The organism is Nonomuraea sp. NPDC049504, from assembly GCF_040676845.1.
Classification (GTDB): Bacteria; Actinomycetota; Actinomycetes; order Streptosporangiales; family Streptosporangiaceae; genus Nonomuraea; species Nonomuraea salmonea.
This window is the reverse complement of record NZ_JBFAPT010000018.1, coordinates 110,644-122,443: the sequence shown is the minus strand read 5'-3', so window position 1 is coordinate 122,443 and position 11,800 is coordinate 110,644. Positions and strand designations below refer to the sequence as shown.

General features: G+C 72.0%; 11 protein-coding genes. 10 read left to right on the top strand and 1 reads right to left on the bottom strand.

The window, feature by feature from the left end; genetic code table 11:
- Positions 1 to 121: 121 nt before the first annotated feature.
- The 7 genes from AB0K28_RS30980 to AB0K28_RS30950 all read left to right on the top strand — a co-directional run bounded on the left by AB0K28_RS30980 (position 122) and on the right by AB0K28_RS30950 (position 6,179).
- Complete coding sequence (locus AB0K28_RS30980) at positions 122 to 808, top strand: response regulator (protein WP_345402842.1); 687 nt, start codon at positions 122 to 124, stop codon at positions 806 to 808.
- Complete coding sequence (locus tag AB0K28_RS30975) at positions 805 to 1,635, top strand: glutamate ABC transporter substrate-binding protein (RefSeq protein ID WP_364377037.1); 831 nt, start codon at positions 805 to 807, stop codon at positions 1,633 to 1,635. The genes AB0K28_RS30980 and AB0K28_RS30975 overlap by 4 nt, the downstream gene beginning before the upstream one ends.
- A gap of 82 nt (positions 1,636 to 1,717) precedes the next feature.
- The gene (locus AB0K28_RS30970) at positions 1,718 to 2,461 is read left to right on the top strand and encodes an amino acid ABC transporter ATP-binding protein (RefSeq protein ID WP_345402831.1); all 744 of its coding nucleotides are present in this window, start codon (positions 1,718 to 1,720) and stop codon (positions 2,459 to 2,461) included.
- A gap of 9 nt (positions 2,462 to 2,470) precedes the next feature.
- A complete protein-coding gene (locus AB0K28_RS30965) occupies positions 2,471 to 3,310 on the top strand; it encodes a glutamate ABC transporter substrate-binding protein (RefSeq protein WP_345402827.1) in 840 nt (279 codons plus the stop codon).
- A gap of 6 nt (positions 3,311 to 3,316) precedes the next feature.
- On the top strand, positions 3,317 to 3,985 hold the full coding sequence (locus AB0K28_RS30960) for an amino acid ABC transporter permease (RefSeq protein WP_345402824.1): 669 nt from the start codon (positions 3,317 to 3,319) through the stop codon (positions 3,983 to 3,985).
- Positions 3,982 to 4,791, top strand: a complete 810-nt coding sequence (locus AB0K28_RS30955; protein WP_364377034.1) for an amino acid ABC transporter permease — start codon at positions 3,982 to 3,984, stop codon at positions 4,789 to 4,791. Before AB0K28_RS30960 ends, AB0K28_RS30955 begins: the two co-directional genes overlap by 4 nt.
- Before the next feature lie 71 nt (positions 4,792 to 4,862).
- Complete coding sequence (locus tag AB0K28_RS30950; RefSeq protein ID WP_364377032.1) at positions 4,863 to 6,179, top strand: amidase; 1,317 nt, start codon at positions 4,863 to 4,865, stop codon at positions 6,177 to 6,179.
- Between the two features lie 11 nt (positions 6,180 to 6,190).
- Here the strand turns inward: AB0K28_RS30950 and AB0K28_RS30945 are convergent, their stop codons facing one another.
- On the bottom strand, positions 6,191 to 8,287 hold the full coding sequence (locus AB0K28_RS30945) for an ATPase (protein ID WP_364377030.1): 2,097 nt from the start codon (positions 8,285 to 8,287) through the stop codon (positions 6,191 to 6,193).
- A gap of 307 nt (positions 8,288 to 8,594) precedes the next feature.
- On the opposite strand from AB0K28_RS30945, the gene AB0K28_RS30940 reads away from it, so the two are divergent.
- Genes AB0K28_RS30940 through AB0K28_RS30930 form a run of 3 tightly spaced genes read left to right on the top strand, consistent with a single transcriptional unit; the run spans position 8,595 to position 11,769 of the window.
- Positions 8,595 to 9,671 carry a dihydrodipicolinate reductase gene (locus AB0K28_RS30940; RefSeq protein ID WP_364377028.1) on the top strand — a complete coding sequence of 359 codons (1,077 nt, stop codon included), beginning with the start codon at positions 8,595 to 8,597 and terminating at the stop codon, positions 9,669 to 9,671.
- Positions 9,668 to 10,186, top strand: coding sequence for a carboxymuconolactone decarboxylase family protein (locus tag AB0K28_RS30935; protein WP_364377026.1), 519 nt, complete (start codon positions 9,668 to 9,670; stop codon positions 10,184 to 10,186). The genes AB0K28_RS30940 and AB0K28_RS30935 overlap by 4 nt, the downstream gene beginning before the upstream one ends.
- The gene (locus AB0K28_RS30930) at positions 10,183 to 11,769 is read left to right on the top strand and encodes a GMC oxidoreductase (protein WP_364377024.1); all 1,587 of its coding nucleotides are present in this window, start codon (positions 10,183 to 10,185) and stop codon (positions 11,767 to 11,769) included. The genes AB0K28_RS30935 and AB0K28_RS30930 overlap by 4 nt, the downstream gene beginning before the upstream one ends.
- Positions 11,770 to 11,800: the final 31 nt, after the last annotated feature.

The window sequence follows — 11,800 nt, the reverse complement described above, 5'->3', positions numbered from 1 at the left end:
AGACTAGGAGGGTTCCGGCGTTCGCGCCGGTTCCAGCTGAGCAGAACGAGCAAAAGTCGATCTTTTCTGATAAAACCCGCCTAAGCTGCAGTGATCGACCAGATTGACGAGGAGCGTGGCGATGCCTGAGCTCAGGGACATCACCGTTCTCATCGTGGACGACGATCCCGTCGTCACCGCCGCGCTGCACGCCCAGGTGAACAGGGTGCTCGGGTTCAGAGTCGTGGGCATCGCCCACACCGGCCACGCCGCCCTGGCCGCCGCCGCCCGCTTCGCGCCGCGGCTCGTCCTGCTCGATCTGCACCTTCCGGATATGCCCGGCTTAGAGGTGGCGCATCGCCTGCGCCGGCCCGAGCAGCCGCCCGCCGACGTCATCGTCGTCTCGGGCCGCAAGGAGTCGGCCACCGTACGCGCGGCGATCCAGCGCGGCGCCCTCTACTACCTGGTCAAACCCACCAGGGCGGGCACCCTGGAGCAGACCCTGCTGCGGTACGCCGCCACCGTCGAGCAGCTGGAGTCGGGCGGCCGGTTCGCCGAGCAGCAGGAGATCGACCGCATCTTCCGCTCGATGCACCTCGACCCGGCCTCCCGCCCGAAGAGCATCTCGGCGGCGACCGAGCAGGCGGTGCTGGACGCGCTGTCGGAGGTCGAGGAGGACGCCTCCGCTCACGAGCTGGCCGGCATGATCGGGGTCAGCAGGGCCACCGCCCGCCGCTACCTGGAACACCTGGCCGACCGCGGGCTGGTCGAAGGCCGGCCGCGCTACGGCCCGACGGGACGCCCGCAGCACCGGTACCGCGTCCGATGAGGGGACTGCGCGCCTTGGTCGCGGCGATGCTCATCTGCCTGGCGACGGCGGGCTGCGGCGAGCCGGACCCGTTCCCCGACGACTCGACGATGGCGCGCATCAGGGAGCGCGGCGTGCTCACCGTGGGCACCAAGTTCGACCAGCCGATGTTCGGCTACAAGGACCCGGTCAGCGGGCGCATCACCGGGTTCGACGCGGAGATCGCCCGGCTCATCGCCAAGGACCTGACGGGCAGCGAGCGCAACATCCGGTTCGTGGAGACCGTCTCGCGCGAGCGGGAGAACTTCATCACCCAGGGCCTGGTGGACCTGGTGGTGGCGACGTACTCGATCACGCCGGCGCGGGCGAGGCTGGTGTCGTTCACCGACCCGTACTACTACGCCGGGCAGGACCTGCTGGTCAGGGCCGGCGACATGACGATCAACCAGGTCTCCGACCTGAAGGGCAAGACCGTCTGCACGGCCAAGGGCTCGACGTCGGTCGAGCGGCTGCGCTCCACCGTGCCCGAGGCGGACCTGGAGATCGTGGACGCGTACAGCATCTGCGTGCCCGCGCTGGTGTCGGGGCGGGTGGACGCGATCAGCACCGACGACACCATCCTGCTCGGGCTGCTGGCCCAGCATCCCGACACGCTGCGGATGCTCGGCAAGCCGTTCGGGCGCGAGCCGTACGGGATCGGCATCCGCAAGCAGGACGCGGCCTTCCGCGACTACCTGAACGGGCTGATCGCGCGCTGGCTGCGCGACGGGCAGTGGGACCGCGCCTTCATGGCCACGATCGGGGTCACCGGCACGACCTCGGCGTCGTCCCGACCGGCGAACCGCTGAACTAAACGATCATAAGCCGCTTCGCGGCACGCCCCGCTCCTTACGGTTACGCCAACGCTGACCGAGACAAGGAGCGTGACGCATGAGCCACGCGGACCTGATCGTGTTGGACCGGGTCAACAAACGCTTCGGCGACCACCACGTGCTCAGGGACGTCGACCTGACCGTCAAGCAGGGCGAGGTCGTGGTGGTCATCGGCCCGTCAGGGGCGGGCAAGTCGACCCTGTGCCGGGCGATCAACCGGCTGGAGACCATCGACTCCGGCACGATCACCCTCGACGGCACCCCGCTGCCCGCCGAGGGCAAGGCGCTGGCCAGGCTGCGGGCCGAGGTCGGCATGGTGTTCCAGTCGTTCAACCTCTTCGCGCACAAGACCGTCCTGGACAACGTCGTCCTCGGGCAGGTGCACGTGCTGAAGCGGCCGAAGGCGGAAGCCGTGCGCAAGGCCCGCGAGCTGCTCGACCGGGTCGGCATCGGCTCCCAGGCGGACAAGTACCCGGCGCAGCTGTCCGGCGGGCAGCAGCAGCGGGTCGCCATCGCCCGGGCGCTGGCCATGGACCCGAAGGCGATCCTGTTCGACGAGCCCACCTCGGCGCTCGACCCGGAGATGGTCAACGAGGTGCTGGAGGTCATGACGGCGCTGGCCCGCGAGGGCATGACCATGGTCGTCGTCACCCACGAGATGGGCTTCGCCCGCCGCGCCGCCGACCGGGTCGTGTTCATGGCGGACGGCCAGATCGTCGAGCAGGACTCCCCCACCGCCTTCTTCGGCGCGCCCAGCAGCGACCGCGCCCAGTCCTTCCTCGCCAAGATCCTCACCCACTAAGGAGTCGTCATGTTCGGCAGATCCCTTCTCACGGTGTTCGTCCCGGTGGTCGCCGTCGTCGCCGCCGCCTCCGGGTGCGGTGGCGGCTCCGAGACCTACGCCTCGATCGTGGACAAGGCCAAGAACGACAAGAAGCTGGTCATCGGCGTGAAGGCGGACCAGCCCGGGCTCGGGCTGCGCACCCCCGACGGCGCCTTCACCGGCTTCGACATCGAGGTCGCCAAGTACGTCGCCAGGCAGCTCGGCGTCGAGGAGAAGGACATCACGTTCAAGGAGACCGTCTCGGCCAACCGGGAGGCCTTCCTGGAGCAGGGCCAGGTCGACATGGTCGTGGCCACGTACTCGATCACCGACGCCCGCAAGCAGAAGGTCTCCTTCGCCGGGCCGTACTTCGTGGCCGGGCAGGACCTGCTGGTCAGGTCCGACGAGGGCGCGCTGACCGGGCCTGAGACGCTCAACGGCAAGAAGCTCTGCTCGGTCGCCGGCTCGACCCCGGCGCAGAAGGTCAAGGAGGAGTACGCCAAGGAGGTGCAGCTCCAGGAGGAGCGCACGTACTCGGCGTGCGTGGACCGCGTGCTCGGCGGCCAGCTCGACGCGATCACCACCGACAACGTCATCCTGGCCGGCTACGCCGCGCAGCACACCGGCAAGCTCAAGGTCGTCGGCAAGACGTTCAGCACCGAGAAGTACGGGATCGGCCTGAAGAAGGACGACACGGCGGGCCGCAAGGCGGTCAACGACGCGCTGGAGAAGATGTTCTCCGACGGCAGCTGGACCCAGGCGCTGCAGGCAAGCGTGGGCGCCTCCGGGTTCGCCGTGCCGCAGGCCCCGCAGCTCGAGCGGTACTGAGGCCCGATGGACGCGTTGCTGACCGAGGGCGGCACGATCGTCGCCGCCTTCTGGATGACGGTGCGGCTGACGGCGGTCAGCGCGCTCGGCTCGCTGGTGCTGGGCACGCTGCTGGCCGCCATGCGGGTGGCGCCGCTCGGCTCGCTGCGCGCCGCCGCCACCGCGTACGTGACCGTGGCCCGCAACACCCCGCTCACCCTCGTGCTGCTCTTCACCGGCCTCGGGGTGGGCGCGAACCTGGGCCTTGAGCTGTCCGACGACATCGCCACCAACAACTTCTGGCTCGCCGTCATCGGGCTGACCGCCTACACCTCGGCGTTCGTCTGCGAGGCGCTGCGCGCGGGGCTCAACACGGTGCCGGTCGGCCAGGCGGAGGCGGCCCGCTCGCTGGGGCTCGGCTTCGTCAGGACGCTGGCGCTGATCACGCTGCCGCAGGCGTTCCGCGCGGTGGTGGCGCCGCTCGGCAGCATCCTCATCGCGCTCACCAAGAACACCACGATCGCGCTGGTGGTGGGCGTCGCCGAGGCGTCGGTGCGGATGCGCGAGCTGATCGAGACGTACGGGGACCAGGTGATCGAGATCTTCCTCGGCTTCGCGGCCGGGTTCGTGCTGCTCTGCCTGCCGATGGGGTTGTTGTTCGGCTGGTTGTCGCGGCGGCTGGCGGTGGCCCGATGAGCGCGTACACCACGCTCTACGAGACTCCAGGCCCGCGCGGCGTGCGGCGCAACCGGGTGCTGACCGGCGTCGTCGCGCTGGCGCTGCTCGCCGTGGCGGCCTTCGTGTACGTCCGGTTCGACGCCAAGGACCAGTGGGCCGCCGAGAAGTGGACGCCGCTGCTGCGCGCCGACGTGTGGGCCACGTTCATCCTGCCGGGGCTGGCCGGCACGCTGTCGGCGGCGGTCGTCGGCGTGGTGCTGGCCGGGCTGTTCGGGCTGGTCTTCGCCACCGCGCGGCTGTCGGAGCACACGTGGGTGCGGGTGCCGGCGGCGGTGGTGGTGGAGTTCTTCAGGTCCGTGCCGCTGCTGCTGATGATCTTCTTCGCGTTCTTCGGCTCGTACGTGCTCATCGGCGTGAACATCTCGGCCTTCGCCGCCGTCGTGTTCGGCCTCACCCTCTACAACGGCTCGGTGATCGCCGAGATCGTCCGCGCCGGGGTGCTGAGCCTGCCCAGGGGGCAGCGGGAGGCGGCGTACGCGGTGGGAATGCGCAAGGGGCAGGTGATGCGGCTCGTGCTGCTGCCCCAGGCGCTCAAGGCCATGATGCCCGCGCTGGTCAGCCAGTTCGTGGTGCTGCTGAAGGACTCGGCGCTGGGATTGATCGTCGGTTACGACGAGCTGGTGGACCGGGGCCTGAACGGCATCGCGGCGAACTTCTCCAACGTGATCCCGGCGGCCATCCTCATCGCGGCCATCTTCATCGTCATCAACATGGCGCTGGACCGGCTGGCGCAGCGGCTCGGCGCGCGCGCCAGGACCGCCTGACCGGGGGCCACGGGGGCGATGCCCGCGGGGGAAGGTCGATGGGGATGGCATGAAATGTGTAGAAAGATGCCATGCCTATTCCCCCCGGCCCGTTCACCGGCCGCACCCTCGCCCGGCTCGCCAAGGACCTGCGCGAGCGCCGGACCACCTCGACCGACCTCACCGAGCAGGCGCTCGGTGCCGCCACCGCGCTCGATCCCGGGCTGAACGCGTTCGTCACCGTGGACGGGACAGGCGCCCTGGAGGCGGCCAAGGCGGCGGACGCCGAGCTGGCGGCGGGGCTCGACCGGGGGCCGCTGCACGGCGTACCGGTGGGGGTCAAGGACCTCATCGAGGTGGCCGGGCTGCCCGCGACCATGGGCTCGCGGCACTTCGCCGGGTACGTCCCCTCCCGGGACGCCGCCTGCGTGGCGCGGCTGCGGGAGGCCGGGGCGGTGATCGTGGGCAAGACCACCACCCACGAGTTCGCGTACGGGCCGACCGGCGACCGCTCCGCCAACGGGGCCTCGCGCAACCCGCACGACCCCTCGCGCATGTCGGGCGGCTCCAGCGGCGGCAGCGGCGCCGCCGTCGGCGCGGGCCTCGTGCCCTTGGCCCTGGGCACCGACACGGGCGGGTCCGTCCGCATCCCGGCCGCTCTGTGCGGGGTCGCCGGGTTCAAGCCCGCGTACGACGCCATCCCGGCGGACGGGGTCTTCCCGCTGTCACGCTCGCTCGACCACGTGGGCGTGCTGGCCGGCGACCCGGAGAGCTGCCTGATCGCCTACCGCGCCCTGACCGGCGCCGGCGCGCCCGCCCCGGTGGAGGCGGCCCGGGTGGCGTGGCTGGACGCGAGCGACCTGTTCGAGGGCGACCCCGAGGTGGTGGCGGCGGTCCGCGCGGCGGCGGGTGAGCTGCCTGAGGTGCGGCTTCCTGACGGGTTCGCCGAGGAGGTGCTGCGGACGTACCGGGCGATCCAGTCGTGCGAGGCGGTCGCCGTACACGCGGATCGCATGGAGACGGCGCCCGAGCTGTTCGGCGAGGAGGTGCTGGAACGGCTGCGCGGCGCCGCGCAGGTGCCAGGATGGAGCTACGTGCGGGCCCTGGAGTCCAGGGAGCGGCTGGCGGCGGTCGCGGACGGGCTGTTCGCGCGGCACGACGTGCTCGCGCTGCCCACGGCGGCGGTCACCGCCCCGCTCATCGACGAGCGCGAGGTGACGCCGGCGGGGCGGCCCGTGCCCGTCGGGGTCGCGCTGCTCTCCCTGACCTGCCCGTGGAACGTGCTGGGCCTGCCCGCCCTGACCGTCCCGGCCGGCACGGTCGCCGGCCTCCCGGTCGGCCTCCAGCTCCTCTGCCGCCCCGGCGACGAGCCCCTGCTCTTCGCGACGGCGAGCCGCCTGCCGGCCTGACGGCGAGGGAGTCAGCGGTGGGCGGTGCCGGAGTCGATGGCCTGGACGATGCCGGTGTCGAGGCCGGTGTCGTAGCCGGTGCGGAACGCCGTCCCGTACGCCTGGTCGCCGATCGCCGCGCGGGCCTGCCGCTCGCAGCGCGTACGGGCCTCCACCCACTCGTGGATGCCGATCTGGGCCCGGCCGATGGTGTCCCACACCTGCTGGGCGAGACCCAGCAGGCGGGCGGCCGGTTCCCCCTGCCCTGATGCGGCCGCGGCGCAGGCCAGCACGTCGAGCGCGAGCGCGATGCCGATGCTGTCGTGCAGCCGGTGCTTCAGCTCCAGGGACGCGCGGGCGTACCGCTGGGCCGGCTCGTAGCGGCCGAGGGCCAGCTCGGCCTGGGCGCGGAAGAGGTCGGCGTAGGCGCGCATCCAGCGTTCGCCGTGCTCGTCGCACTCGGCGCACAGCTCCTCAAGCGCCCTGATCGCGTCCTCGATGCGGCCCTGCGCGGTGTGCACGTGGCACTGCCCGAGCCTGGCCAGCATCGTCGGCAGGTCCAGCCCCTGCTCCGGCCGATGCACCGCCACCAGGCTGTCGGCCAGCGCCAGGGCGAGCGGGAGGTCGCCCCTGATGGTGGCCGCGGCCATCACCATGGCCTGCGCGGCGAGCGCGGCCGGGGCGTCGCCGAGCTCCTCGGCGACGCCGGCGCACTCGGTGGCCCACGCCATGCCGGCGTCGGCGTCGCCCTGCACGATGAGGGTCAGGGCGCACACCCACAGGGCGCGGCTGCGTACGGCGCTCGCCTCGGTGTCGAGCTCCAGCGCGCGCTCCAGGTAGTGCTGGCCCTCGCGCAGGAAACCGCACGGGTACCAGAAGAACCACAGGGCGGCGGCCAGCTCCAGCGCGCCGTGGTCGCCGGGGGCGGACAGGCTGAAGTCGAGGGCGATGCGCAGGTTCTCGTGCTCGGCGGTGGTGCGGTCGTTCCAGGAGACCTGGTCGGGGCCGAACCAGGCGGCGTCGCCCTGGCGGGCCATCGCCAGGTAGTGGTCGCGGTGGCGGCGGCGCAGCTCGTCCTGCTCGCCGAGGGCGCGCAGCCAGCCGGCGCCGTACTCGCGGATCGTGTCCAGCATCCGGTAGCGCTCGCCGCCGCCCGTGGGGGCCCAGATGAGGATCGACTTGTCCACCAGGCCCGCGAGCAGGCCGGGGATCGCGTCGGCGGGCAGCAGCCGGTCCGCGCACACCTCGATCACGGCCCGGTCGTCGAAGCTGCCCGCGAACACCGAGGCCCGCGCCCACAGCAGCCGCTCCCCCGGATCGCACAGCTGGTGGCTCCACCCGATCGCGGTGCGCAGCGCCCGGTGCCAGGGCGGGTCGGCTCCCCGCAGATCGTCGTCGGCGTCGCCCAGCAGCGCGAAGCGGTCGTCGAGCCGCTCGCACAGCTCGGCGACGCCCAGCTTGGGCAGCCGGGCCGCGGCCAGCTCGATCGCCAGGGGCAGGCCCTCCAGGTGGCGGCAGATGCGTACGAGCTGGTGGCGGTTGCCGTCCGTCACCTCGAAGCCGGGCACGACGGCGGCGGCCCGCTCGGCGAGCAGCTTCACCGCCTCCTGCGGGCCCTCGCCGCCCGCGTCGGGCACGGGCAGCGGCTCGATGATGAGCGCCTGCTCATCTGGGACGTCCAGCGGGCGGCGGCTGGTGGCGAGGATCGTCAGCCGGGGCGCGGCGACCAGCAGCGCACGTGCGGTCCGCGCGCAGTCGTCGATGAGGTGCTCACAGGTGTCGAGGACCAGGAGCAGGTGGCGGTCGGCGAGATACTCGCCGAGCACCTCCATCATCGGCCGCGTCGTCCGGTCCGCGAGGGGCAGCGCCTCGGCGATCGTGTACGGCAGCAGCGCGCCCTGGTCGAGCGCCGACAGCGGGATGTACCAGGCGCCGTCCGCGTACGCCGGCCGCATGCGGGCGGCGGCCCTGAGCGCCAGCCTGGTCTTGCCGACGCCCGCGGCGCCGGTCAGCGTCACCATGCGGAACTCACGGCACAGCCGGCGGATCCTGGCCAGCTCGCCACGCCGGCCCACCAGGCTGGTCATCTCCGGCGGCAGATTGCCGGCCGGCCGCCCACCCATCTTCATCAGCCTCACCCGTCCGGCTCGCTCCGCCGCATTCGGTGACAGCAGCTTGCCGGACCCGCCGTGCATCCGCCACGAAAAGTAAGAAAGTGACTACCCACCAGCTCCACCGCCCCCACCCCGCAAACCCCGCTCAACCAAGGACAAGAACCCCAACCCTCCCCCTTGGGACAACCCGGACAGCCACCCCACCGGACGACCGCGCACCCCGGCTCCCCCTCACAAGCGGGGCCGGTTGGGAGTGAGTTTCGGTCAGGGGATGTGTCGGCAGGAGCTATACACGCAACCAAGCGCTTGCTACGCTCCGCCCATGGTGTCCACGATCGTCTGGGGTACCGGCAACATCGGGCGCGCCGCCATTCGCGCCGTCGCCGCTCATCCCGCGCTCACGCTGGCCGCCGTCCTCGTTCACGATCCGGGCAAGGCCGGGCTGGACGCGGGCGAGCTGGCCGGGCTCGGCCGCCGCCTCGGCGTCGCGGCCACCACCGACGTCGACGCGGTGCTCGGCGCGGCCCCCCGGGCCGTCGTGTACGCCGCCTCCGGCGACCTGCGCCCGAATGAGGCCCTGGAGGACGTGGTCAAGGCGGTCAGGGCGGGCGCCGTGGTCGTGACCCCGTCCCTGTACGCCCTCTACGACCACCGCAACGCCCCTCCCGAGGTCCGCGAGCCGCTGCTGAAGGCGGTGGCCGAGGGCGGCGGGTCGCTGTTCGCCTCGGGCGTGGACCCCGGCTGGGCCAACGACGTGCTGCCGCTGCTGGTCAGCGGCCTGGCCGCGACCGTGGACTCCGTACGCTGCCAGGAGATCTTCGACTACTCCACCTACGGCCAGCCGGACTCGGTCCGCTACCTGGTCGGCATGGGCCAGCCGATGGACTACGAGCCCCCGATGCTGGCGCGGGACGTCCCATCGATGGTGTGGGGCGGCCAGATCAGGCTGATGGCCCGCGCGCTGGGCGCCGAGCTCGACGAGATCCGTGAGCACGTCGAACGCCGCCCGCTCGGCGAGACGATCACGACGGCCACGATGGGCACGTTCGAGAAGGGCACGCAGGGCGCGGCCAGGTTCGAGGTGCGGGGCGTGATCGGCGGCGCGCCCCGCATCGTGATCGAGCACGTCACCCGCATCCACCCGGCCTGCGCCCCCGACTGGCCGGTCCCGCCGGGCGGCGTGGGCGCGCACCGCGTGATCGTCGAGGGCCGCCCGCGCATCGAGGTCACCCTGGAGGCCACCGACGAGGACGGCAACCAGTCGGCGGGCGGCAACGCGACAGCCGTGGGCCGCCTGGTGGGCGCCATCGACTGGCTCGTGGCCGCCGCCCCCGGCCTGTACGACGCGCTCGACGTCCCGCTACGCCCGATCCCCGGCAAGCTCGGAGGTACGCGATGAGGATCGACATCCCGGAGGGCAAGGACGCCATCGAGTACGTCTGGGGCGAGATGATCCCCGGCATCGGCCCCGCCGCCGCCCGCTTCTCGCTGGCCGTCTACGCCCACACGACGCTCGGCCTGCGCGAGTTCGAGGCGGCCAGGCTGCGGGTCGCCCAGATCAACGGCTGCGCGTTCTGCCTGGACTGGCGGACCGAGCGGGACGGCGAGAAGGTCGAGGACGGCTTCGCCGACGCGGTGACGAACTGGCGCACCACCACGGCCTTCGACGAGCGCACCCGCCTGGCCGCCGAGTACGCCGAGCGCTACACCCTCGACCCCCACGGCCTGGACGAGGAGTTCTGGGCCAGGATGACGGCGAGCTACGGCCAGGCGGAGATCGTCGAGCTGAGCATGTGCCTCGGCTCCTGGCTGGCGTTCGGCCGGCTCAACCACGTTCTGGGCCTGGACACCGTCTGCCGGCTGCCCGGCGGCGCGTCTCCCGCCCACCGGCCGGAAGCGAGGCAGGCACCATGAGCATCACCCGTCGCGGCTTCATCGCCGGCACCGGCTCCCTGGTCGGAGCCGCCGCACTCGGCGTCCACGCCTCGCCGGCCCGCGCGATCCCCTCCGGCGCGCGGGTCCAGGTCCTGGTCATCGGCACCGGCTATGGCGGCTCGGTGGCCGCGCTGCGCCTGGCCCAGGCGGGCGTGGACGTCCACCTGGTGGAGATGGGCATGGCCTGGGACACCCCGGGTGCCGACGGCAAGATCTTCTGCAACACGCGGGAGCCGGACTACCGCTCGTACTGGCTGCGTACGCGCACCAAGGCCCCGCTCAACTACTTCCTCGGCTTCCCGCTCGACCGCGGCATCCCGAAGCACACCGGCGTGCTGGACGCCGAGGAGTTCGCCGGCATCACCGTCTACCAGGGCCGCGGCGTCGGCGGCGGCTCGCTGGTGAACGGCGGCATGGCGGTCACCCCCAAGCGCGAGAACTTCGCCTCGGTGCTGCCCACGGTGAACGCCGACGAGATGTACTCGGTCTACTACCCGCGCGCCAACACCACGCTCGGCGTGGGCACGATCGACCCGGCCTGGTTCGACACGACGCCCGCCTACCAGTACGGCCGGGTGGGCCGCAAGCACGCCCAGCGCTCCGGCTTCCCGTTCGTGTTCGTGCCGGACGTCTACGACTGGGACTACATGAAGCAGGAGGAGGCGGGCACGGTGCCGAAGTCGGCGCTGGCCGGCGAGATCCTCTACGGCAACAACCACGGCAAGAAGTCGCTGCAGCGCACGTACCTGGCGCGGGCCAAGGCCACGGGACGGGTCACGGTGTCGCCGCTGCACCAGGTCACCTCGGTCGCCCCCGCGCCCGGCGGCGGCTACACGGTGCTCATCGACCAGCTCGACACGAGCGGGAACGTGGTGGCGGCCAAGACCGTGACCGCCACCCGGGTGTTCTTCGCGGCCGGCAGCGTCGGCACGAGCAAGCTGCTGGTCAGGCTGAAGGCGACCGGCGCGCTGCCGGCTCTGAACGGCGAGGTCGGCAAGGGCTGGGGCGACAACGGCAACGTGATGTGCGGCCGGGCCAACCACTTGTGGGACCCGACCGGCAGCCTGCAGTCGGCGATCCCGTGCTGCGGCATCGACAACTGGTCGGCCGGGGGCGCGTTCGCCGAGGTCGCGCCGCTGCCGACGGGCATCGAGACGTGGGCCTCCTTCTACCTGTCGATCACGAACAACCCGCACCGGGCGCAGTTCACCTGGAACGCGGCGGCCGGGAAGGTCGAGCTGAGCTGGCAGGCCGCCTGGAAGCAGCCGTCCATCGACATGGCGAAGACGATCTTCGACAAGATCAACGCCAAGGAGGGCACGATCTACCGGACGGACCTGTTCGGCGTCTACAAGATCTGGGGCGACCACCTCACGTACCACCCGCTGGGCGGCGCCGTGCTCGGCCGCGCCACCGACAACTACGGCCGGCTGACCGCCTACCCCGGCCTGTACGTCATCGACGGCGCGCTGATCCCCGGCAACGCGACGGTCAACCCGTTCGTCACGATCACGGCCCTGGCCGAACGCAACATCGAGCACATCATCGCCACCGACCTGTGATCCACCGGCCGGTCGGCCCGGCGGCGGCGAG

Coding starts and splice junctions, on each gene's coding strand:
- AB0K28_RS30980 (WP_345402842.1), top strand. CDS start 122: ATGCCTGAGCTCAGGGACATCACCGTTCTCATCGTGGACGACGATCCC.
- AB0K28_RS30975 (WP_364377037.1), top strand. CDS start 805: ATGAGGGGACTGCGCGCCTTGGTCGCGGCGATGCTCATCTGCCTGGCG.
- AB0K28_RS30970 (WP_345402831.1), top strand. CDS start 1,718: ATGAGCCACGCGGACCTGATCGTGTTGGACCGGGTCAACAAACGCTTC.
- AB0K28_RS30965 (WP_345402827.1), top strand. CDS start 2,471: ATGTTCGGCAGATCCCTTCTCACGGTGTTCGTCCCGGTGGTCGCCGTC.
- AB0K28_RS30960 (WP_345402824.1), top strand. CDS start 3,317: ATGGACGCGTTGCTGACCGAGGGCGGCACGATCGTCGCCGCCTTCTGG.
- AB0K28_RS30955 (WP_364377034.1), top strand. CDS start 3,982: ATGAGCGCGTACACCACGCTCTACGAGACTCCAGGCCCGCGCGGCGTG.
- AB0K28_RS30950 (WP_364377032.1), top strand. CDS start 4,863: ATGCCTATTCCCCCCGGCCCGTTCACCGGCCGCACCCTCGCCCGGCTC.
- AB0K28_RS30945 (WP_364377030.1), bottom strand. CDS start 8,287: ATGAAGATGGGTGGGCGGCCGGCCGGCAATCTGCCGCCGGAGATGACC.
- AB0K28_RS30940 (WP_364377028.1), top strand. CDS start 8,595: ATGGTGTCCACGATCGTCTGGGGTACCGGCAACATCGGGCGCGCCGCC.
- AB0K28_RS30935 (WP_364377026.1), top strand. CDS start 9,668: ATGAGGATCGACATCCCGGAGGGCAAGGACGCCATCGAGTACGTCTGG.
- AB0K28_RS30930 (WP_364377024.1), top strand. CDS start 10,183: ATGAGCATCACCCGTCGCGGCTTCATCGCCGGCACCGGCTCCCTGGTC.